The sequence below is a fragment of the Neobacillus kokaensis genome (assembly GCF_014656545.1).
Classification (GTDB): Bacteria; Bacillota; Bacilli; order Bacillales; family Cytobacillaceae; genus Neobacillus; species Neobacillus kokaensis.
In genome coordinates, this window is the sequence record NZ_BNDS01000019.1 from 49,852 (window position 1) to 72,551 (window position 22,700).

At 40.4% G+C, this 22,700-nt stretch carries 19 protein-coding genes; 3 read left to right on the forward strand and 16 right to left on the reverse strand.

Going from position 1 to position 22,700, the window contains the following annotated elements:
• Window positions 1-270: 270 nt before the first annotated feature.
• Together IE222_RS18585 and IE222_RS18590 are read right to left on the reverse strand one after the other, a co-directional pair.
• The gene (locus IE222_RS18585) at window positions 271-1,821 is read right to left on the reverse strand and encodes an NAD(P)H-hydrate dehydratase (protein ID WP_191275423.1); all 1,551 of its coding nucleotides are present in this window, start codon (window positions 1,819-1,821) and stop codon (window positions 271-273) included.
• Between the two features lie 69 nt (window positions 1,822-1,890).
• A complete protein-coding gene (locus IE222_RS18590; RefSeq protein ID WP_191275425.1) occupies window positions 1,891-3,189 on the reverse strand; it encodes an MFS transporter in 1,299 nt (432 codons plus the stop codon).
• A 126-nt stretch (window positions 3,190-3,315) separates the two neighbouring features.
• Between IE222_RS18590 and IE222_RS18595 the strand changes: the two genes are divergently transcribed.
• Window positions 3,316-4,545 carry a helix-turn-helix transcriptional regulator gene (locus tag IE222_RS18595; protein ID WP_191275427.1) on the forward strand — a complete coding sequence of 410 codons (1,230 nt, stop codon included), beginning with the start codon at window positions 3,316-3,318 and terminating at the stop codon, window positions 4,543-4,545.
• Between the two features lie 25 nt (window positions 4,546-4,570).
• On the opposite strand, the gene IE222_RS18600 is transcribed toward IE222_RS18595, so the two are convergent.
• From IE222_RS18600 to IE222_RS18665, 14 genes are all read right to left on the reverse strand, one after another.
• Complete coding sequence (locus IE222_RS18600) at window positions 4,571-5,128, reverse strand: hypothetical protein (protein WP_191275429.1); 558 nt, start codon at window positions 5,126-5,128, stop codon at window positions 4,571-4,573.
• A gap of 2 nt (window positions 5,129-5,130) precedes the next feature.
• Entirely contained in the window at window positions 5,131-5,766 is a 636-nt protein-coding gene (locus IE222_RS18605) for an SCO family protein (protein WP_191275431.1), read from the reverse strand.
• 173 nt (window positions 5,767-5,939) lie between these two features.
• On the reverse strand, window positions 5,940-7,619 hold the full coding sequence (locus tag IE222_RS18610) for a cbb3-type cytochrome c oxidase subunit I (RefSeq protein ID WP_191275433.1): 1,680 nt from the start codon (window positions 7,617-7,619) through the stop codon (window positions 5,940-5,942).
• A 14-nt stretch (window positions 7,620-7,633) separates the two neighbouring features.
• The gene (locus IE222_RS18615) at window positions 7,634-8,101 is read right to left on the reverse strand and encodes a cytochrome c oxidase subunit II (protein WP_191275435.1); all 468 of its coding nucleotides are present in this window, start codon (window positions 8,099-8,101) and stop codon (window positions 7,634-7,636) included.
• 12 nt (window positions 8,102-8,113) lie between these two features.
• Window positions 8,114-8,263, reverse strand: a complete 150-nt coding sequence (locus IE222_RS18620; protein ID WP_191275437.1) for a hypothetical protein — start codon at window positions 8,261-8,263, stop codon at window positions 8,114-8,116.
• Window positions 8,264-8,602: 339 nt separating this feature from the next.
• Window positions 8,603-10,162 (reverse strand): ATP-binding protein, encoded by a 1,560-nt coding sequence (locus IE222_RS18625; RefSeq protein WP_191275439.1) that lies wholly within the window; start codon window positions 10,160-10,162, stop codon window positions 8,603-8,605.
• Between the two features lie 179 nt (window positions 10,163-10,341).
• A complete protein-coding gene (locus IE222_RS18630) occupies window positions 10,342-10,824 on the reverse strand; it encodes a carbonic anhydrase (protein WP_191275441.1) in 483 nt (160 codons plus the stop codon).
• Complete coding sequence (locus tag IE222_RS18635) at window positions 10,824-11,195, reverse strand: Na-translocating system protein MpsC family protein (protein ID WP_191275443.1); 372 nt, start codon at window positions 11,193-11,195, stop codon at window positions 10,824-10,826. The genes IE222_RS18630 and IE222_RS18635 overlap by 1 nt, the downstream gene beginning before the upstream one ends.
• 74 nt (window positions 11,196-11,269) lie before the next feature.
• Window positions 11,270-13,888, reverse strand: a complete 2,619-nt coding sequence (locus IE222_RS18640; RefSeq protein WP_223282802.1) for a DUF2309 domain-containing protein — start codon at window positions 13,886-13,888, stop codon at window positions 11,270-11,272.
• Window positions 13,885-15,405 (reverse strand): NADH dehydrogenase subunit 5, encoded by a 1,521-nt coding sequence (locus IE222_RS18645; protein WP_191275445.1) that lies wholly within the window; start codon window positions 15,403-15,405, stop codon window positions 13,885-13,887. The genes IE222_RS18640 and IE222_RS18645 overlap by 4 nt, the downstream gene beginning before the upstream one ends.
• A 375-nt stretch (window positions 15,406-15,780) precedes the next feature.
• Window positions 15,781-17,106 carry a helix-turn-helix domain-containing protein gene (locus IE222_RS18650; RefSeq protein ID WP_191275447.1) on the reverse strand — a complete coding sequence of 442 codons (1,326 nt, stop codon included), beginning with the start codon at window positions 17,104-17,106 and terminating at the stop codon, window positions 15,781-15,783.
• Complete coding sequence (locus IE222_RS18655) at window positions 17,107-17,559, reverse strand: hypothetical protein (RefSeq protein ID WP_191275448.1); 453 nt, start codon at window positions 17,557-17,559, stop codon at window positions 17,107-17,109.
• A gap of 3 nt (window positions 17,560-17,562) precedes the next feature.
• Window positions 17,563-18,366: a DUF3100 domain-containing protein gene (locus IE222_RS18660; protein WP_191275450.1), complete on the reverse strand. Its 804-nt coding sequence runs from the start codon at window positions 18,364-18,366 to the stop codon at window positions 17,563-17,565.
• A gap of 26 nt (window positions 18,367-18,392) precedes the next feature.
• On the reverse strand, window positions 18,393-19,565 hold the full coding sequence (locus tag IE222_RS18665) for an amidohydrolase (protein WP_275671475.1): 1,173 nt from the start codon (window positions 19,563-19,565) through the stop codon (window positions 18,393-18,395).
• A 362-nt stretch (window positions 19,566-19,927) separates the two neighbouring features.
• On the opposite strand from IE222_RS18665, the gene IE222_RS18670 reads away from it, so the two are divergent.
• Window positions 19,928-21,109, forward strand: a complete 1,182-nt coding sequence (locus IE222_RS18670; protein ID WP_370465066.1) for an amidohydrolase — start codon at window positions 19,928-19,930, stop codon at window positions 21,107-21,109.
• Window positions 21,110-21,121: 12 nt separating this feature from the next.
• Window positions 21,122-22,666: an AbgT family transporter gene (locus IE222_RS18675; protein ID WP_191275451.1), complete on the forward strand. Its 1,545-nt coding sequence runs from the start codon at window positions 21,122-21,124 to the stop codon at window positions 22,664-22,666.
• The last annotated feature ends 34 nt before the right edge of the window (window positions 22,667-22,700 follow it).

The window sequence follows — 22,700 nt, forward strand, 5'->3', positions numbered from 1 at the left end:
TTGAGGAGAACTCCAACCAGGTTCCGACAGCCCACTATGTCCTCATGAAGTGTTTATGAGAACTCCAACCCGGTTCCGACAGTCCAATATGTCCTCATGAAGCGTTGATGAGAACTCCAACCTGGTTCCTACAGCCCACTATGTCCTCATGAAGCGTTGATGAGAACTCCAACCTGGTTCCTACAGCCCAATATGTCCTCATGAAATGTTTATGAGAATCCTTTAGTGTCCTCATAAAAGAAGAGCAGCCCATGCATAGCAGGCTCCTCCCTAAATAATCATATTTAACTGTTCTCTTGTCCCGTCAATTAGATCCAGCGGGGTCACCCCATAATGGGATAAGCTTTTCGCCTTTTCTTCCCCCGCTCTTGCATGAAGGTAGCTTGCCGCGACAAGAGCGTTCAAAGCACCGGCACCCTGCGCTAAAAAAGAGGCAATTAAGCCTGTCAGCACATCTCCGCTGCCGCCCTTACCCAAAGCATCATGACCAAACGGGTTGATAAAAACCTCACCATCCGGAGTAGCGATAACTGATCGATGCCCTTTCAATAACAAAAATAAAGAATTTTCTTCGGCGAAATTTTTAGCAATCCCGAGCCGGTCCGCTTCAACTTCACTTACCGTACAATTCAACAGCCGAGCCATTTCTCCAGGATGCGGTGTAAAAATCACATTTCCATTATATTGGCGGACAATATCCAGTTCATTTCGCAGTAAATAAAGCGCATCCGCATCAACCACCAATGACTGATTTGTCAACTCTCCCATCAATCCTCTGAGCCACTTTTCCCCGCCGGAAAACCGTCCCATCCCCGGGCCAACCGCAATACTATTAAACTGTGTCAGCCGCTCTAACAATTCATGAAGACCAGTTTGGGAAAAATGCCCATTAATCTCCCTCAATGGCAAAAATAATGATTCCGGGCTTTGGGCTGCAGCCATAGGATAAATACTTTCGGGAATCGCCAAGGTAACCAGACCTGCCCCCGAATGTAAAGCTGCTTTTGCCGCAAAAATCGGCGCCCCGACAAAATGACGTGATCCCCCAAGAACGAGCGTATGACCAAATGTTCCCTTATGACCATCCTGCGGTCTATACGGAACCGCCGCCCTCGCCAGTTTTTCCGTTATGACATTGGGCAGCTTTAAGCCCAAATCCGGCACAATTGAGGGCGGAACAGAAATATCGACTGCTTTCCATTCTCCAACATACCGCGGACCATCCTTCAGGAAAAAACCTTTTTTCGGAAAAACAAATGTCACCGTTTTGTCTGCCTTAATCGCAGCTCCCACAACTTTTCCAGTATCACTTGAAACACCTGAAGGAATATCAACCGAAATGATTAATTTACTACCCTTATATTCATTTACAAGTGAAATGACCAAATCAAGCGGCGGTCTTACCGGGCCGTTTACACCTGTACCTAAAATGGCATCCACAATAATGTCGGACTGCTCTAATTCTACTTGAAACGCGGTCATCGTATTTTCTTGCAGATAAAAAACCGGCAGCCCCCGATTTACGTAAACATCGAAATGGATCTTTGCATCACCCTTAAGCCGTTCGGGATTCACCATCAAACAAAGCAACGGCTTCAGTCCCAAATCAACCAGCCTGCGGGCGATGACAAAGCCGTCGCCGCCATTATTCCCCCCGCCTGCAAGTACTACCACTTTGGGATTTTTACAAGAGGTACAGGATAATATTTCCTCTACTACTCTTCCCCCGGCATTTTCCATTAAAACAACACCGGGTAATCCAAGACGCTCCATTGTATACTGGTCCATTTGCTGCATTTCCTTTTGACCTGCTGCATACATTGCACATCCGCTCCTTCTTTCCCAATTACCTCTATTATAAGAAATAATCAAATCAGTACACGACAAAAATCAAACACTTGATGGAACTTTTTTCATCATAACAGCATTCTTATTATTCATTTCTGGATGAACTCTCCGAATCACCGATGGCCTTGCCAAGACAAGTATAACGCTAACGAATAAGAATGATGAGACAATCATAATCCAATGGGCCGGAAACACATCATATAAGAAGCCGTATAATACCATTCCAAGAGGCATTAAAGCCATCGCCATCGTTTCTAAAATGGAAAATACCCGCCCTTTATAACGGTCATCGATTTGTTTTTGTAAAATTACCATGATAGGTGTATTGGTTATCGTCGACATTGTTCCTAAACCAAGCTGCAGTATGATGTAATAACCAAATATCAAATTATGTTGAAAAGTTAGAATTAATGGCAAAACAATCGCGGCCATAATCACACCCATTCCTATAATCCCCCACTTGGATACCTTCAATGGAGATTTAACCTCCTTTCGAACAGTGAAATAAATCGATAGCAGCAGCATACCTGCAGCAAAAGCTCCTTCTGTCAAACCAAACTGCTTAGAGGCTATTTTCAATTTTTCAATCAGAATAAACGAGTAGCCAACCTGATAGGCACCAAAGAAAAAGTTTATTAAGAGCGCAATCCAAATGACGGTCATAAGCAGCGACTGTGTTTTTATATAGGCGATTCCAGATCTCATGCTTTGCCACATCGGCTCCTTTATGTCTTCCTCTGGATTTCGGCTGCTAAACAGGCTAAAATTCATCGTCATTTCCAACAAAACTGCTAGAATGGATGCTGTCATGTACAGGATAAGGAATGTGGGCATAGACACAGCACCATACAATAACCCGCCAACAGCAGGGCTTCCAATTGATGCAAATGAAATCGACATTTGATTAAGGGACATTGCTTTTTGAATCCGATTTTGATCGACAAGCCCGGTTATAGATGAGGAAAAAGCGACACCGGAAAACATGGATGTAAGGGATAGAACGCAAGAGGTAGTGTAAATGGCGGCTAAGGATAACCCTGATGTAATACTAAAGATAAGCAGACTCCCAATTGCTAAAGTCGTGGCAATTTGTGAAAAAATAACGATTTTTTTCCGCGAATAATTATCGATAAAATAACCAGCAAACGGCGCGGCAATGGTCCGAGGCAAAATATTGCAAATCAAGTTTGCAGCAAAACTCGTCGCCGACCCCGTTGCTTGTAAAATATAAAAACTAATCGCAAATGCATATACCTGTGCTCCAAAAGCTGAAATCAGCTTACTAATCGTGAATGTCCAAAGATGGTATGTGGCCTTTTTCAATTTTAATGCTTCGTTCATACATAACCCCACCTAAAAGTTTAATTTAATTAAACAAATTATATCATGCCGTTTTCTTCCTTTTCAAGATAAAGTTTAATATAATTAAACTAATTGATAAATTCGTCTAGAGGTGAATCTTTTTACATGTTAGGTGAACGAATACGGGAATTTCGAAAACAACAAAAAATGACTCTTGAAGCTTTGGCCGGGGATGAACTGACAAAGGGAATGCTCAGCCTTATTGAAAATAATAAGGCAAATCCTTCGATGGAGAGCTTAGTCTATATTGCCGGTAGATTGGGTGTGGAAGTAAGCGAGCTTTTAGAAGATATAAGCTCCAAGAAATTACGTGAGGTTCTCGATGAAGCTGAGAAGCTTTATAATAAAGAAACTGCACTTGGGGAAAAGTCCGATAAATATAAACAGCTGCTTGCTTTGATTGAACCTTACCTTGAAAATCTTTCCCAAGGATATGAATCTGCACGATTATTGGAAATATACAGCCGTAGTCTTTATCAAGAAAAACAAGACGGCTGGCAGGAGATGTCGAAAAAGTCCGCAGATATGTACGATGAGATGAAGCTTACCGCTAAGCGGGCAAGTATTGGTATCTTTTGGGCAATGGAAAAATTTGTTGTACATGACTATGCAGAAGCCTTAACGATATTGTTACGGGAACGGAATCAAATTGAAACGAACCACCATTTCATTGACCCGATGACAAGGGTTGACTTAGATTATAATGAAGCAATACTCCATTTTGCCGTCGGAGATTCAGATTCAGCAGCTGTTGTGATGCAAAATGCGATTCAATTTTCGAAGGAGCACCGGATTTTTTACCGTATTGATGATTTATACCGGCTTGCTGCGGCACATGGGTTGATGATTGGAGATAAGGAACTACAGGAGCATTATGTCTCTAAATTAAAGCAATACGGGGATTTTGCCGAGGATCAGCAGGCGATTATTTTTTATGACCTGTTTCATGCCTTTTCACTCAACTCGGAAGAACAGGAATTTACTAAGGCACTTGAAATCTGTGACAAGTATTTGGCAGACCTAAAAATAGATAAGGCCTACAGATGTTGGTTCCTTCTTGAAAAGGGAAAATCCTTATATGGGCTGGGACGCTATGAAGAAGCGCTGGATTGCCTGAAGAAAGTAGAAGTACCAGCCTATGCCCACCACCCGTATGATCTATCATTATTTTATATCAAAGATTCCTATAATGCGCTATGTCAAATCGAACTAGGCAATATAAGCGATGCCTTGGAATCGGCAAAAGAGGCTGTAGAGAATTTTAAAGCTATGCCTCATACACCATATAAAGATTTTGCAAACGGCGTATACAGAAAGGTGTCAGGCACCATGTGAATTTTTCACATGGTGCCTGACACCTTTATTCATACTTCGAAGGATCGACGAAGAAAACATAACCAAGGTAAATCACAAAGCAAATTGCGGTAGTTAGAAATCCCCACCCGAGGATGATTTGATCGATCACGAGGTAGTTATTGCACAGCTGTACAGGTGCATCAACATATAACCACCCCATGGCAAAAAACAAAATGGTAAATAGAATGACAACAATGTTCCTGCCCAGCTTTTCAAGCCGTTTCCAGCTATCCCTTAGGGGAATTCCGGCTAATAACGGTAAGCTGATAAATTTAAAAACTTCCATACTTTGTTCATTTAATGCTTCGTCCATTGTTCGCGGCAGAGTCCAAAAGGAAACGATGATGATAAACAACATGATACCAGGCAATCCATTTCGATTCCATTTATCAAAAAAGCCGGGAAACCGTTCTTGAAAAACTTTTGCAATTAGAAATCCGGCAATAATGAGCATAGGCATTTGCATGTGCATATGAATAATCATGACGGATTCCATTATCTTCGCAACCGGCGGGAGTGCCAGGAAAATAATCATAATTAAGCCTACTAATAATTGCGTCATGATTACTCCCCTTCTTCCTTATTAAGAATGTTGATAATTGTTTTAGCTGCTTCATCCGGTTTCTTATAATCTAAGACATCCACTAAGGTGCCTTTATTATCTACTAAGTAAAAGGCAGAATTATGGGCAAATGTTCCATTTTTGTCAGGAATAACAATAACTCCAAATGCTTTTAGCAAGGAATCTAATTCCTTTTGGTTCGGAATTCTAGCCATTCTCCAAGTTTCCCCGTCACTATGAAAATAAGTTCGATATTTTTCCAATGTCGCCGGTGTATCCCGATCTGGATCAAAACTGATACTTAAGAAGGCAATATCTTTACCCATATATTTTTTTGGTATGTTTTTATAAACCTGTGACATATTCATCTCAAGCTGCGGGCAAACCGTTGTACAGGACGTATATAAAAATGTAATGAATACATATTTATTTTCAAATTCAGAAATTGAATATTCCCTTCCTTTGCTGTCTTCAAAGGTTACATTCGGGAATTTTGGTTGATCTTGCATTAATTTGTTAACTCTTGCTTTTTCTGCCGTATAGGCAGTAAAACCATCTGTTCCAAAAAAGAATAGACTAAAGCCAAATATAATAACTATGATGCTTGCTAATGTGGTTTGCCAATTTTTTTTGATCATTATGATCACATCCTGCCTAATTTAGCATAAAGAGATAGCCCTATCGAACGAGCTATCTCTTTTTTCAAGGAATTATACTTTCTATTTGTCCAGCTCCAGCGCCTAGGGGCTCGAGGTCACAAGCCAATCCGTCAAGAAGGCTAAAGGACAGCCTTCTCGCCGGCTCGTTTTTTTTACCAAGTTTTAAATCCTGGAGATCCTGGAGGTCCATTCACAATAAACTCTGTTAATGGAACGACATATGCCATCGCTACAACGATTAGCATAACAATAATCCATATTCCCCAGCGCTCTGTCCAGTAAGGAGTTGGAGATGCATTTTCTTCTGCTTCCGCAATTGGGAATTCTGTTTCCCCTTTTGGTGCGAAGAACATCATGTTAATCACTGCATACACTTGGAGAATAATACCAACGATTAGTAATGTTCCGCCGATAGCTAGACACATCATATATGGGTCCCAGCCTAATGCTGTTGCATGATCGCCATATGTTGTATATGAAGTTCTACGTGGTGATCCAAATAATCCGGCTGTATGCATTGCGCCAGACATAAAGATCATGCCTATTGTCCAGATCCAAGTTTGAATGACACCTAATTTATTGATTTGTGGTGTTAGAATACGTCCTGAAATATATGGAACTAACCAATAACTAATACCAAAGAATGTCAATGCGACAGTCACACCAAGTGTTAAGTGGAAGTGACCGACAATCCACATTGTGTTATGCACAACCGTGTCTAACTGGTTGGTTGTTTGGGCAATACCACCGGCACCTGCTGGAATAAAGGAAGCCATTCCGATAAATACTGCTAGGAAACGAACATCACCCCATGGCATTTTTTTATACCAGCCGATAAGTCCTTTGCCGCCTTGCTTTCTTGCAGTTTTTTCAAATACGGCAAACAATGCAAATGCTGTCATTAGTGATGGGAAACCAATTGCTAAACTCATAAATACGTGCATCATTTTAACTGGTAGTGAAATACCTGGGTCAATGATTTGGTGATGGAATCCACCGGTAATGTTCATGATCACCAGGGCAATAATAACGACGCGGGTTAATGTATCGCTCCATCGTCTGCCGCCGATTAATTTCGGTGCAATGACATACCATGCAGAAGTAGCTGTTAAATACCAGATATTAACAAGCGTATGTCCAAACGCCCAGAATAACGTACGAGAAACCATAACATTGACTGTCTTAACCCAGCCAAAAGACCAAGGAATAAGATAGATAACTTCGACTGCTACAGGAATAAGTGCAAAAAACATTAGAACATTAATGCCAGTCGCAAAGTAGGAAAAAATCGGAACATGCTTTCCTTTGTTATTTTTCCGCCAATTGGCTACTTGGATAAATGCCCCAACGTTGCACAGCCACATACCTACTGCGAAAAATACTAAACCGATATAAAACATCGGGTGTGCTTTCAAAGGCGGATAAAAAGTGTACATTACTGATGCTTCATTCATAAGGATTGGAATCACAACCAATACTGCACCAATAATCTTGGATGCAAACGCAGTCCAGACAATCTTTCTAACCTTTGGAAGTAAACCTCCCAGTTCATGTGAAAGTCCTGCATAGAGATAACCAAATGTGAAGAAAGTTGTAAAGGCAAGAAGCATGAACACGCCGTGCATAGTTAGAATTTGATAATAGTTTAACCAAGATGGCAGTTCTAGAAGACCCGCACGGTTTAATCCTTGTGCTAACCCTAAAAAACCACCAACTAACAATATGACAAATGATACAAATAAATATGTTTTCGAAATTTTTGCGTCTTGTTTATTAACTCCTAGCAATTTAGTTGCTTTTGTTTTGAACGTTTGATTTAGTGCCGTTTCCATTAGCCTTTCCCCCCTTACTTAACAGTAATTGTGGTGCTCATGGCTTGGTGGCCGGCACCGCAATATTCATTACATAGAACTAAATAACTTCCCGGTTTATCAAACTTCTGGGTAACTTTTTGGATATAACCTGGTGTTACCATGGCGTTAGCATTGGTTTCAGCAATTTCAAAACCGTGGACAACATCTTTTGAAGTTAAGATAAAATGTACTGTGGATCCAGCTGGAACCTCAATATTACCTGGATTAAAGCTAAATACTTGCAATGTCATTACAACTTCATATTCCTTATCACCGATCTGCTTAATCCCTGGCTTATCAAATGGCGCCGTTTGATCGACTTTTTGCGGATCAATGATATCAGTATTACTCGGTGGTTCCATACCTTCCGCAATAGCCTGATAGCCCGTGATTAACATGAAAATCATCATAAGACCGAAGCTTAAGGCAAGCCATATCTTTTCATCTTTGTGCATCTTCATTTCTTATCCCCCCTAAACTCTCCCCATATATAATCCGTATAACACTAAATACGTAAAAAGAATAACTGCTGCAACCACGCCCAGGGAAATCCATGTTCCTGTTCTTGGTAATTCTTTTTCTCCACTTGTTTTTTTGTGGTTGTGAACTTTTGAAGCTCCCATTTTGATTTACCCCCTTATATTGGTCTCATTTCTTACTTTCATAATAGTTAAGAATCATTCTCAAAGAAGTGAACTGAATCACAATTACAAATAAACTTTTGGCTATTACAAAAACTGAACTTTAGTCTCAACCAGTAAAAGAATATCCCTTATTTATCCTAAAAAGCCTTGTTATCACTGTTTTTAACTTAAAAACAGCTTCTTTTATTTTTGTAATATAAGAAAAAATAGGGATTTTACCTTGAAAATGAAAAATGACAAATTTGTGAACTGTCAAATAAACAATAAAAAAGCTGCTGGATCCAAGGATCCAAGCAGCTTTTTTTATCTTATATGAAATCAAACTAACTCTGTCTTAAAAAACACATCATTCAATGCAAGTTTAAGCGTGCCTTTAAATTCTGCCACCTGACTGATGCTGGTACCACCTGATATTAAACTTTTGACCAGCTCTGCATGCAATCCGGTTAGAATCGCTTTACAGCCCATCATTGAAATTCCTTCCATTATCTTTATAAAACTACTGGATGCAGTTTGTTCCATGTCGGCAACACCAGAAAGATCCACAATTAGAGTTTGAATATGGTTCATTTCAATTTCATTTAACACTTTATTTTGAATCGTATTAATCCGCTGTTGGTCAAGTTGACCTATTAAAGGAAGAATACAGATTTGATCATTTATCGGAATGATGGGAACAGAAAGATTTTCAACTAATTTTCGTTCTTGATTTAGTAATTCATCCTTGTATTTCGAATAGCTGATAAAAAAATAGCTGATAAACTGGTCAATCAATTCATTTATATTTTTTTCCAGATAGAAGAAAGCCTCTCTATCGCTATCAGCCTTACTTAACAAATCATAGTTATACAAGAAGTCCCACAGCGTCCTGCGAATGGCTTGGACCCACTCCAATTTGAAGGCTAGCGTTAAGGAATATTTTGCCCATGCAACCCCTTCCTGCTTAGCAAACAAAATTAATTCATGTACCTGCTCCTCAACAACAAATAAAACGAGCTTATGTGCATTTTTTAACAGATTAATATTTCCAATTCTATGTATTTCATCAATTTTATCTTTTACATTAATAGCTTCGTCTAACAATGTATTTTCAAATGCTTCACGATTCTTGAAAAAGAAATTCTTTATGGAACAACCTTCTTCATACTGTAGTAACAATTTTTTCACTCCCTTTTGGATTAATTGATTTTGCTGCACCAGCTTTATTATAAAGGTCGTTCCTAGATTTTCTTTGCTATCAACAACAATCTTACCGCCATGCTGATAAATGACTGAAAATACCTGTGTCAACCCCATCCCCGTACCTTCTGCTTTGGTTGAAAAAAAAGGAGTGCCAAGTAATGATCGTTTATCCTCAGGAATTCCAACCCCTGTATCTTTAATGGAAACAATCAGTTCCCCATTGATCGCTTCATGGGTGATGGTTAAAGTTCCTTCCCCGTTCATTGATTCAATCGCATTTTTAATGAGATTAAAAAAAGCCTTTTTAAATTGATTCTTTTTACCTAAAATTCCAATATTCGTATTTTTAAAATTCGTTATGATTTTTATATCATATAATTTATCTTGAAAAAGATTTAAGATTGATTCCAATTCTACAGATAAATAGATGGTTTGAAGCTGTTCGTCCTCCAAATCCGGCTTTGAAACCTGTAATAAATCATTTAATGTTGAAAGAGCGTGATCTAATTCAGATTGGGCAATATCAATATATTCGTGTTTTTCTTCCTGCTTGAGCAGCTGTAGAAACCCTTTCACTGCCGTTAAAGGATTTTTAACCTCATGAGCAATTCCTGCTGCAATTTGTCCCACAGATGCTAACTGAATTAAATGGCTGTCACTTCTCGATTCTTCGCTTGCCCTTTCATCTGATTTCATTATAAGGTTACTCCTTTCAAATCTAGCTATAAAAAAATTTTATGTTTTTAATAGTTAGAATATTTAGACTCCCGTAATTATTTTACTAGAAACTTTATATAATTACATCTAGTAAATACTATTTGACATAAAGAATAAAGAAAGTAAACAAGCGGAAACCTTAATGGCTTCCGCTTGTTTTAACAAAGTACATTATTTTCTTCGTTTATGAGTAATTCTGTTACCTTTACATGAGATGGCATTAATGGATGATTGCGTATGATATCAATACTGGTCTGTCCGCCTTTGGACAAATCCTTGACTCCTCCTATCCATGCTTTAATATTATTTTCAGGGAATTCAGGCATACAATTTTTAAAAAGGTAATCTAGTGTTTGAATTTTATCTTGTAGAGTTTTGTTTTCAGATACTTTCTTAAGTGTTTCATCCACATCATTTTGATGACTTTTTATGGCTGCAACAAATATTTCATCCACATTTTCCTGATAAGCAGCAATGATTATATTCCTCATAATCTCACCAAATGGCGCTATAACAGATCCATAGCTTTCAATGATGATGATATTTTCGTTATTCTGCTCACCTATTTGTTTGATTAACTCTTCTTTTTTGTGTCCCATTCCGGATACAAACAGCACTTTTTTCTTTTCATTTTTGGACATTAATCTTCACCCCAATTATTTTGCAAATCACTAGATAGTTTAAAGACCATCACCCGTTCTCCTGTCCGTGTGCTAATATCAGTGTGAAAACCAATTACCTCCACCCCTGTTATGGATAAAATAATTTCCTTTAAGTCCTCCATACCACTTTCAACCAAACTATTCCGATTTTCTTTGACTGACAACATTCCATCTTTATCCTGACATAGTGAATATTCAGCAGGAGTTAAGATACCTTTCAGAATTACAATAATCATATCTCTTAGAATATCTGATTTTACAGAGACGGAACCGCGTCCAAGATAACTTTTCTCCCAATGTGTTAAAGCCTTGCTGATCTCAGCTTCCATGGCCCCTTTTGATTTCTCCATAACAAGCTCCTTTCTCTTAAGAGTAGTTCCATTCATCTATCGCCAAAAATTGGCTGTAATATTCTAATTAGCCATTAAGACCAGCTTTTCCAGTTTCCTTCCGGATCAATGGATGAAAGACGGATCCAGCCATTTTGCAGCTTTTGCCGAAATGCTCGATCTTGATTGAGCGCTCGCTCGATATAGTCACTTGGCGCTTGGATTACCACCAACAATCTTAGCGGGGCATGATAAGCCTCTTGATCGGAGCGCATGACTGACTGCCAAGGCAGGCCAGCTAATAAGTCACTTGAGTTCCCTTGCATGACACCAATCCCTGATGTCACCGTTTGTGTTGCTTTATTCCCGCTTCCGAAATAATGCGGAGCAACAGTAGAAGCATAATACTGCAAATTAATCCATTGGGCCACCGTTGCCGGTCCCGCAAGAATATTTGCCAGCAATGTGCCGTTTCGATCCTTATGCCAATGATAAGTTTGTAAAAAGGCTCTGCCTTCTAAATCACACTCTAGCGTCATCTCTCGGTCCCCGATGATAAAGGCAGCATTGCGCGCCAATCCCCATTCTGGACGTACCTCACTCCAGTCATCTGCCATCCTTTGAACCTCTGCTTTTACATTTTTGGTGCTGGAGCCAAGACTTGGTAATTTCAGAAGACGCTCGGTATTTGCCTGCTCACTAACCTTTGGCAGTAAAGATTTAACAAGACCTAGTGCCTCTTGTGCAGCAGCTGAAAGTTCCGGAACATACAGCCACCGTAATTCATCAAGAGTTGTAATATGTTCTGCCGCTGCAAAAACGGTATCCTTTGGAATCACGATCCCCTCCGCAGCTAACGATTCCCTTACTTCCTGCTGATTGCATAAGTTTGCAAGAACACGGGCATTAAAGCCGCTGGATTTTCCACCGCAAGCACCACAGTCGAGAGCCGAGGCATACGGGTTATTTGTGCTGTGACTTCCATGCCCGCAAATTACCACTAAAGGAGAGAAGCCTTCCGTTATTCCCATCATATTTAGAGCCTGCCGTACAAAGTGTACTTTCTCTCCCTCAGAAAATCCAACCGGAAGCTCTGATTCTAAGTAATGATGGTGGTCTAGGGTCAATTCAGCTGCTGGTTTACGCTGCCAGCTTTCGCGAATCTTTCTTATTGCAGTACCAGTACCCCTAGGTACAAAAGTACGTCCGAATGTTTGCAGACTTAGCCATGGACCGCTGATTTCCGGCAATGCCAGGCTGGCAAGCAGGTTGTGCTTCAAAGACTTAAAGGTACTGCCAAGTGCATTGACTGCCTGCTTACGCTGCTTATATTGAGTTACTACCTCTGATGAGGAAGATTCTTTTATTTTATATTTCGGTTTGAACATAACCGGTAAAGAGTCATGTTTATGTGTACTGCCCAGTTCACATGTTTCGATTGGAAGTCCGAAAAAGCCGGCCGTTCCAAAGGTCTTGAAAGGACCAGTTTTTTCAAGTTGGCGGCGAAATGGCTCTGAGCGCACATCAATGCAAAAGACAAATTGCACTAGCGCGGGCTTTTCGCTTATTTCTGCTGTATGACATTCGGATGCTATAGTCTTTTTTAATTGGTCTTCATATGTTTTTTCCCACGCCTCTAGCCAAAGACGTCTACGGAGAATTTGATCAAAACGGTAAGCTAGAGTCAATCGTGCTTTTATTTCAGCCGCAGATAGCTGCGACCATTCATTAACAGGCATATCTCCCCACTGAATCCAGGAGACAATTAACTTCTCAACATGAACGTCGTATTTTTGCACCTGTACTGGCAGATAGGGTTTGATCAAAATCCTTTCCATGGAAAGTCGAACAGCCAAATAGTCCATTAATAGAGATTGATCGTCTGGCCTTTGCTGTGAACGCCAAAGCATCATTCCTGCCCATCCCGGTAAGGCCAGCAAATGAGCTTCAAGATAGCCCTTTATTTCAGTAAAAGAAATTTCGAGTGCCAGCAGCGCTTCTCTTAATGCATCGTCCGCCTTTTCCGGCAATTCTTTTAGTTCTTTTCGTAAAGGAGCTTTAAGACCAGGGTCGAAACCTGCAAGACTTCTCCATGCATGATAGAAACCTTTTTCGCGATTAGGCATGGACCATACCGCCTGTGACTCATCCAAGAACAATTTACACCACTTAATCAATTGACTGTTAAGCTCTTTCAAAACATTCTTATCGCTATGCTGCTCTAAGCGCTGACTAAGGGTTTGAACGCCATGACGTTCGCTAATTTGGTATTTAAATCGGCTAAGTTTCTTTGCCATACTTTGTAACTCATGGTTAGCAGTTTGTTCAGTGAATGACTGATTAAGTCCTAATGCCTTCCTGCAAAACTGTTCCGCAATATCACGAGGCATATCCAGCGGCTGTGTATCAAGCCAATAATTAAGCACTACATCTAAATTATCTTGACTTATTTCACCTTGATCCCAGGCCGAACGCAGTACGGCATCATTTGGGAGCAAATCTACATTAACTGTGTCTTTGAATTGCCGTGTCACTTCCTCAAATGTGTGGTGTTCCAAACCGACCCAAGGGTGACGTGCCGCAAACGTAGTAATCGGCCCGAACGGTGCAATGACCTTGCTTGCTGCCGCTGTCAATTCTTTCATATCCAAACTAAGGTAATCATTATTTCTTTCCAAATCGTTTGGCCTGGTTAATGGTAATGCCGTACTCAATTCAAATGACCTCCTTGGGATAGTGAATGTGATAAATATTTCGGATGGCTTTCAACCATATCTTCCTTCGGCTCACCTAATTGGACTAACCATAAGTAAATAACAGCTAAGGATGTTGAGGTACGTTTGTGTACCGATAAATATCCTATAGCACTTCCTGCCAGTAAGATGATGAAAAATAATAATACCGCGGGAAGTGAAGGCGGAATTCCATTGTTAACTGTTTCATGTAACAGACTGCTGAAAGCACTATGAATCAAGCTGTACCCGATTGCCGCTCCAACGAGCAGAATCAATCCTGCAATGCGTCCAATCCGGCCATACCCAAAAGCAACAAGCTGAGTCCACGCTAACGTTACAGACCAGCCTAAAATAAGTGCGCTGACCCATTGATAGGCCGCTTCAGGAGCAGACAGCCAAAAAGTAACGGCGGTCACAATGCCAATAATTCCTCCTGCCAACCTCCATAGAACGGACGGCGGCTGGAAAGAATAATCTACCGGGTCATGGTGCGGTACAGCAGATCCTGCCTGTAAGAATAAAGTAGATTTAAACAGACCATGTAACACGGCGTGAATAATCGCTGCCAAATAAGCACCTAAAGCACATTGAATCAACATAAATCCCATTTGTGCAATCGTAGAACCTACCAGTTGACGCTTATAATCAACCTGAACCAGCATGATTCCAGTGCCAATTAAAACTGAAATACTAGAGAGAATCAGTAAAATGATCTGCGCTGCGTTACCATCATAAAATGGTGCAAAACGAGTCAACATAATCCCACCGGCATTGACAATTCCCGCATGCATAACGGCGGAAATAGGCGTTGGTGCAACGACCGAATCCAGGAGCCAGCGCTGGAATGGAAACTGTGCTGCTGGAATAATGACAGCCCCTATTAGCAAAAGAGTAATGCCAGTTCGCTCCCAAGAATCAATTTGAGAAAAAACTTTTTGGTTAAGTATAAATGACAGCTGCCAAGAACTTGTTAAGTATGTTAACCAGCCTATTGCAGCCAACAAGAGGATCCAGCTAAGGGCAAACATTCGCCCGGACAACACAGCCGCATTCCTTGCCACTCGCCATTCTTTATTAACCCTTATAAGCAATGCCAATCCAAAAAGTGTTGCCCCCCAGCAGCCTAGAAGAAGGCGAAGGTCATCACTTAGCCAGGCAAGTGCATCTGCAATTGTAGTAAATGTCAGCAGCGCAAAATATATTCGATAGGAATAATCGCCAAGTAAGTAGCGAATAGAGTAACGCTGTACGATTAATCCAATGGTTAGGACAAACGCCGCCAGCAGCCATGATAAGGAATCATAAAGAAAAGGGCCAAAACTGATACTTCCAGTATTAGTAAATAGACCAACAAGAGCGATAATAGGAGGAAACGAAATAATTCCGACATGAATACGAACGAAAGATAGCGGAACTCTTGGATATAACATGCATAATGCACTAATCAATGAAAGTGTAAGAAATATCGTAAATACAGTTGGCAAGGAACTGAACATCACGCTTCCCTCCCTTGAGATAAATGAATGGAAACTGTCAAAACTCCGAAAATATTTTTCCTTTTTATTTGCTTCATTTCGGAACTTTCCTTTCTTTCCCATCAATTTTAACAACAAAAAACCGACATTCTTTAAGGAATATTGGACATACTAGTCCACTATTCTTAAAAAAATGTCGGTTTACTATTAACTAGCCAAAAATGGTTCTTTAATCAGTCTACCTCATTATTTTCCAAGTTCACTTCTTCATTTTAGGTATTTACTTTTTCATCTAGTCAATTAAATTAACTTTATGCTAAAGCAAATCTATATTTTTTAGAAGTCATTAAAATATTTATGTTAGTAATATTACTGTTTATGAAACTTTCTGTCAAGTTAAATATCATTTTTTTGCCAAACCTTGCTAATCTTAAAATCAATCCTGTATATTTTTCTTGGACGGCCGCGCAAATGCGGTGTTTCCTCTCCCACCTCTTTGGCGAACCCTTTTTTTTCAAGCTGGGTCAATATCCTGCGGGCACTTCTTGGCAGGATGCGAAGCTGATCGGCCAACTCCTGGGCTGTGATTTCATCCTTGTCCATTTTCTTTATAATAGCATAAATCTTGCTTATGGTGACCGGACTTAAAGACGTTACTTCGCTCACCTGTTTAATTTCTTTGGAATTATAGGAGTAAGAGATACTCTCGGGTTTTCCTAAAGGTCCGTGGAACGTCTTGTCCTCGAAGGCAGCCATCCAATTCCCTTTACCATGCTCTAGCGCATGAAGCATCGCATTCCCCGCCCGAATTTCTGCATCATACGCTGACTGCCCGATTCCGATTCCACATGTTACCAAGCCTTGTGTGATCAGCCCTGTTTCAGCGGCTTCAGGAATTACTGTAAACTCTCTGGTAATCTCTGAAAGTGCGCCGCGGGTAGTAAAAATAACAAACCGGCCCGGTCCAACTGACTTTAGTGAACCCTGTACCATTTTTGCATAGTTTAACAGTCTTTGCGTAATATTGATTTCAATGTTGTAAATCTCATCGGAAGCATAAGTTGATTTCGTTAAATGTGATAAGTAATCGAATTCAAACATTTGAACGGCAATTTGCCGGTTTTTAAAATGCAGCATTTCATATGTTCTAAGGGCCATATTTAACACCGACTGAACCGCTGATTTTGTATGGGTAACACGAAACACCGGGACACCAAGCCGTTCAAGCTCAGTTTGTACCTGCCAAGCACAAGTCACAGCGGCTTTTGTTTGACCGGAGCTCCATAAATGATAGTGATGATCAACTACTTCTTCAAGAGAATGATATTCTTTACTCAAACGATTTTGATGAAAAGGAACGGCTAACTCATCAAAGATTTGTCTTAATCCCGCTTCCGCTAAGGCATCAAAACTCAGCTCGTCCACTTCAAATTGATGTCGATAAAGGATTTGATATAATCTCCGATATAAACTTGTACCCGTATATGGGACATAAAACATCGGCTTATCGATCTGCCCCCATTCTTTTGCAACCGTATACGGATATATCCCAGAAAAAAGCCACAAATCTACTTCATGGGAATGTACTTTAAGAAGTTCAATCACGTCTTCGTCGTAATAATGAAGCAGCGGTAAACACTGAAATTCGGGGTATTCATCCACTATGGATTTAATCCATGATAAATTGTCCTCAACCCCTATAAGTCCTACACGAATACTCACTTAAATGATCCCCTGTATTCTTAATATAAACTCGGCAATAACAGCAGAACCTAAATAAGTTCCAAACAACACGAGCATGCCAACGATAATACTTCTCCACCCCAATTTTGCAAAATCTGCCCATGAACGCCCAATTGCAATCCCCGCATAAGCTAATATTGGTGTAGTAATGGCTAATAAATTTACGTCTGTCGTCCATTTTACCACTTGCTCTGACCCCGGAACCCCAGGCATAGATACAATAATTGCAATAATCGAGATGTAGGCAATCGCCGGAACTTTAAACGGCAGCACCTTATCAAGGACTAGTCCCGCAAGGCTGATTAGGATTAAAACGATTATTCCCGGAATTGCCTTTACAGGCATAACACTATAACCGATCCAATTTCCAACGAGCGTGATAAGCCCGACAATAATAAACACCATAATCCACTCTTGGATAGTTCGTAACATGTATCAGCCCTCCACCTTGACCTTTGAAGCAGTCTTTTTATCTCGAAATTTTGTCAGAAATGCATAAAATTTTTCCGTTAACGGCAGTGCGATAAAAATACTTACATATAAGCCGGTAGCTGTAGAAATAAGATTACTGGCACCGGCAAGTGCAACAATGTCTTTTTCTAAGTTCGGAAAAGCCGAAACTAACGAACCGCTGGCTGCAGCCATCATACTGCCGCTCCCTACGCCTGAAGCCATCGCAAACGCTAATGGATGAAGCGGTGTAATCGTCGCCAAGATCCCGGAAATCAGCCCTAAAAACACGGCTCCAAAAATCGTACCAAAGATATAAATAGACATAACACCTCGACCCTCAGGCGAATTTAGTCCGTACTTGTCCATAATTAAGGCTACATTCGGTTCTCTTCCAATGGAATGTGTCATACCAATACTCTCCCGCTTTAAACCTAGTAATACAGCTACTGGCAAGGCTATTAATAGTGTGGCTAGATGCCCAAGTTCCTGTAATATCAATGCCGGACCAACCTCTAAAATCGTGTTAACAGCCGGCCCTATTGTTACGCCAAATTTGGCCATTAATAAGCTGACTGCCAGAAAGACAAGCGTTTCCGCATTTTTTGATTGTTTTTCTTTAACAACAGGGGTAAAAAATACTCCAAGACCAATGATAATGGCATATAGCATTGGCAATAACAAAATGACACCGCTGCCGATAGACACTTTATGAGTTCCAATTAGTTCTGTAACGATTACAATCCCTAAGACTACCACATGCAACCGCCAGTCTTTCCATAAATTCATCTATGTTCACTCCTCTTGATGACGCGTTACTTTTTCTTCAAGTATTCCAATGCCGCCGTTCCCAGCACCTGCGCAGCCGTTAATAAAGCTCTTTCGTCTATATCAAATTTCGGATGGTGATGCGGATAACTCTCACGGCCGGGGATTCCTGCTCCCGTAAAGAAGAATGCACCTTTGACCTGCTGCAGGTAGTAGGCAAAATCTTCGCCGCCCATTTGTGGTTCATATTCCTTAACTGATGTAACAGTCGGAGCTGATTCAGCAATCTCAGCAATAAATTCCGTTTCTTCTTTATGGTTAACGGTCGCCGGATACCCTCTTGTAAATTGATAGTCGTAATCAGCATCTGCCGCCATACATGTTCCCTTAACTACACGCTCGATTTCCTTTTCAATTTGATTTCGGATTTCTTCCTTAAAGGTTCGGACAGTACCTGTTAGGTTAACAGAATCGGCAATAATGTTATAAGGATTTTTGGCCTCAATGGAACAAATGGATACAACGGCCGAATCAAGTGCACTTACTCTCCTGCTGACGATTTGCTGCATATTGACAATCAGCTGGCCGGCGATCGCAATACTGTCCTTTGTTAATTCCGGCTGGGAACCGTGTCCGCCATACCCTTGAATTTTAATATCAAAACGGTCGGGTGCGGCCATAAATGCCCCTGTGCGGTAGCCAATTTCTCCAAGCGGACAAGTAGCCCAAAGGTGAGTTCCAAATATAACATCAACCCCGTCAAGGCAGCCGTCTTTAATCATCGCAATCGCTCCTCCTGGAGGAATTTCTTCTGCATGCTGATGAATAAAGACTATATTTCCTTCCATCTCATCTTTCATCCGGTTAAGTGCTTTGGCAAGACCAAGCAATGCCGCAGTATGGCCATCGTGTCCACAGGCATGCATCACTCCATCAACCTTTGATTTGTAAGAAAAATCATTTTCCTCTTGAATTGGCAGAGCGTCAAAGTCTGCTCTTAAGGCAACAGTCGGCCCTGGTTTTCCTCCCCTTAAAGTGGCAACAACACCCCGTCCCCCCACATCCGTGCGGACTTCATGCCCTAATTTTTCATGATAATCAGCAATCAATTTTGGCGTCTCTACTTCTTCAAAGGATAATTCAGGATACTGATGTAGATGGCGTCTAATTTCAACCATTTCCTGAAAACCTTCTTCTAAGTAACGATACAATTGTTCCACGATAATCCCCTCCAAAATATTTCGAACTTACGGTTCATTTATGGTTATGTCCTAAATTATATGTGCTGGAATTATTTTTCGTCAATATCTAATATTCAGAATTATTTTAACCAAAATATAATCAATAAAGAAATATATTCAAAAAAAGTTATTCTGAAACTTTTTCTATTAACTAAAAATTTAATGTTTTTACAGTTTAACTAATAAAAAATATTTGTTTTATCATTTATATTTATTTTATTAATATAATTTATCGAGAAATCAAAATTGAAACCCTATTGAAAAAATTATATAAACTCTATATAGTTTATTAACGTAGTAAAGCATTATCAAATTAATAGATTAAGAGGAGTGGACCGAAAATGATGACTAGTGATCTCGGGCAGCGAATAGAAGAGGTATTCCAAGATGTAACAAAGTGGCGCCGTTACTTACATCAGCACCCGGAGCTATCTTTTCAAGAATATAATACAGCTCAATTTGTTTATGACATCCTTGAAGGGTTTGGTGGATTGGAGCTTTCTAGACCAACAAAAACAAGCGTAGTAGCACGATTAAAAGGAGAAAAGCCAGGTAAAGTCATTGCGCTTCGTGCCGATATGGACGCACTTCCGATTAAGGAGGAAACAGCGCTGCCGTTTGCATCTGAAATGGATGGCGTCATGCACGCATGCGGACATGACGGACATACAGCAATGCTATTAGGTGCAGCAAAAATATTAAAAGAATTTAAATCCTCTTTGAGCGGTGAGGTCGTGTTTATTTTTCAACACGCTGAAGAGTTACCTCCAGGCGGTGCACAGGAATTGGTGACTGCAGGAGTCCTCAATGGTGTACACCAAGTAGCCGGAATCCATTTAATGAGTACTTATCCATATGGAACAATTAACATCCGCAAAGGGGCTATTTCTTCAGCGAGTGATATTTTCACTATTATTGTCCAAGGAAAAGGCGGTCATGCCTCAACACCTGAGCTGTCCATCGACCCATTAGCAGCCGGAGCACAAATTGTTACTGGCCTTCATCATATCGTTTCACGATCTGTCCGTCCTTTAAACTCCGCGGTCATTTCTGTTACGAGATTCCACGGCGGCGATGCAGTGAATGTCATACCTGATACCGTTGAAATTGGCGGATCTGTTAGAACTCTTGATAAAGAAACTCGTGAATTAATTAAAAATCGGATTAGCGAGGTTGCCGAAGGAATTGCGAAAGCACACGGGGCCGAAGTAAAAGTGGAATACACCTATGGTTATGACTCAGTGATTAATAACGACGAATTGACGGATGAAATTGTAAGTATGATTGAAGAATACTTCCCTGACCGAAAGCTTCAATGGATTGATCCGATGCTTGGAGGTGAGGATTTCTCGGCTTACAGTAACACAAAACCAGGCTGCTTTGTATTTATTGGCGCCGGAAATGAAGAAAAAGGTATTGTGTATCCTCACCATCATCCGAAATTTGATGTCGATGAAGCATCGATGAAAGACGGATTGAAGTTCCATGTCCTTACTGCTTTAACGCTTACAAACAAATCATAGAAGGAGGCTCTCATGGCTCAACAAACATCATTAGCTGAAAACACACCCAAACAGAAAAAGTCATTTTTTGACCGAATGCTGGATTCGATTGAATATGCCGGTAACAAATTACCAGATCCAATCGTATTGTTTTTTATTCTTTGCGGTATTACGTTGTTAATTGCCTATATTGCTTCTCTTTTTAATGTATCAGCAGTTCACCCGGTTACTGGTGAAAAAGTAGTCATTAATAATCTATTGGATCGTGAAGGGGTAGTCGAAATCCTCACAAAAATGGTGACCAATTTTAGTTCATTTGCCCCGCTTGGCATGGTATTGGTCATGATGATTGGAGTTGGGCTTGCTGAACAAAGTGGATTTTTTACCTCCATTATGAAGCGGGCTGTCATTGCCACTCCTAAAAAAATCATTATTCCTAGTATTATTTTAATTGCGATTGTGGCCAATGCTGCTGGTGATGCCGGTCCAATCGTATTGCCACCGCTTGCGGCAACGATCGTCATGGCATTTGGTTACCACCCGCTTGTAGGGTTAGTCGTTGCCTATGCTTCAGATTTAGGAGCCTTTGCTGCGAATTTAATTATTGGTATGTCAGATACACTTGTTGCCGGTTTTACAGGACCAGCTGCACAAACCGTCAATCCAGACTATACCGCCAACCCTGCTATGAACTATTATTTTATTGTGGTTTCAACGATTATATTGTTATTTGTTTCCTTATGGGTTACCCACAAATTTACGATTCCCCGCTTTGGTACGTATACAGGTGAAATTGAAAAAATGGAGGGAGTAACACCTGAGGAGCACCGTGGATTGAAGTGGGCGGGTATTGCTACATTGATTTTTGTGCTGGCTTTATTATCTATGCTTATTCCTGAAAACGGGTTGTTACGTAATCCTAAGACAGGATCAATTATTGAAGATTCACCGTTCATTAATGGCATTGTGCCGCTCATCACGATTCTTTTCTTTATACCTGGTCTTTTCTACGGAATTGGCTCCAAATCGATAAAGACATCGAAGGATTTTGGAGAAATGCTTGGGAAATCAATGAGCACGATGGGACCATATATCGTTCTAGTATTTGCCGCTGCTCAGCTGCTTGCTTTTTTCGGTGCAACCAACTTAGGTCCGATTATTGCGATTAAAGGAGCGGAATTTCTAAAAGCAATCGGATTTACTGGCATTCCTTTAATTGTTTGTTTTATTATCTTTGTTGCCTGTGTTAACTTGTTAATTGGCAGCGCATCAGCAAAATGGGCAATTCTAGCTCCAATTTTCGTGCCGATGTTTATGTACTTGGATTATCACCCTGCGTTTATCCAAGCAATCTACCGTGTCGGTGATTCAATTACAAATCCAATTACACCAATGCTTCCATACCTTGTATTGTTATTATCATTCGCTAAAAAATATGATAGCAAAATTGGCTTAGGGACACTAATATCAGCCTTATTCCCATACACACTATTCTTTGGCATCTTCTGGATTATACTAGTTATCATCTGGTACCTAGTAGGATTTCCAGTGGGTCCAGAAGGCCCCATACATTTATAAAATAAAGAAGGGCCAGTTTTTAATCTCCTTTGAG

Bases quoted from the DNA above. Each gene is read 5' to 3' on its own strand.
- IE222_RS18585 (WP_191275423.1), bottom strand. From the start codon at position 1,821: ATGTATGCAGCAGGTCAAAAGGAAATGCAGCAAATGGACCAGTATACA.
- IE222_RS18590 (WP_191275425.1), bottom strand. From the start codon at position 3,189: ATGAACGAAGCATTAAAATTGAAAAAGGCCACATACCATCTTTGGACA.
- IE222_RS18595 (WP_191275427.1), top strand. From the start codon at position 3,316: ATGTTAGGTGAACGAATACGGGAATTTCGAAAACAACAAAAAATGACT.
- IE222_RS18600 (WP_191275429.1), bottom strand. From the start codon at position 5,128: ATGACGCAATTATTAGTAGGCTTAATTATGATTATTTTCCTGGCACTC.
- IE222_RS18605 (WP_191275431.1), bottom strand. From the start codon at position 5,766: ATGATCAAAAAAAATTGGCAAACCACATTAGCAAGCATCATAGTTATT.
- IE222_RS18610 (WP_191275433.1), bottom strand. From the start codon at position 7,619: ATGGAAACGGCACTAAATCAAACGTTCAAAACAAAAGCAACTAAATTG.
- IE222_RS18615 (WP_191275435.1), bottom strand. From the start codon at position 8,101: ATGAAGATGCACAAAGATGAAAAGATATGGCTTGCCTTAAGCTTCGGT.
- IE222_RS18620 (WP_191275437.1), bottom strand. From the start codon at position 8,263: ATGGGAGCTTCAAAAGTTCACAACCACAAAAAAACAAGTGGAGAAAAA.
- IE222_RS18625 (WP_191275439.1), bottom strand. From the start codon at position 10,162: ATGAAATCAGATGAAAGGGCAAGCGAAGAATCGAGAAGTGACAGCCAT.
- IE222_RS18630 (WP_191275441.1), bottom strand. From the start codon at position 10,824: ATGTCCAAAAATGAAAAGAAAAAAGTGCTGTTTGTATCCGGAATGGGA.
- IE222_RS18635 (WP_191275443.1), bottom strand. From the start codon at position 11,195: ATGGAGAAATCAAAAGGGGCCATGGAAGCTGAGATCAGCAAGGCTTTA.
- IE222_RS18645 (WP_191275445.1), bottom strand. From the start codon at position 15,405: ATGTTCAGTTCCTTGCCAACTGTATTTACGATATTTCTTACACTTTCA.
- IE222_RS18655 (WP_191275448.1), bottom strand. From the start codon at position 17,559: ATGTTACGAACTATCCAAGAGTGGATTATGGTGTTTATTATTGTCGGG.
- IE222_RS18660 (WP_191275450.1), bottom strand. From the start codon at position 18,366: ATGAATTTATGGAAAGACTGGCGGTTGCATGTGGTAGTCTTAGGGATT.
- IE222_RS18670 (WP_370465066.1), top strand. From the start codon at position 19,928: ATGATGACTAGTGATCTCGGGCAGCGAATAGAAGAGGTATTCCAAGAT.
- IE222_RS18675 (WP_191275451.1), top strand. From the start codon at position 21,122: ATGGCTCAACAAACATCATTAGCTGAAAACACACCCAAACAGAAAAAG.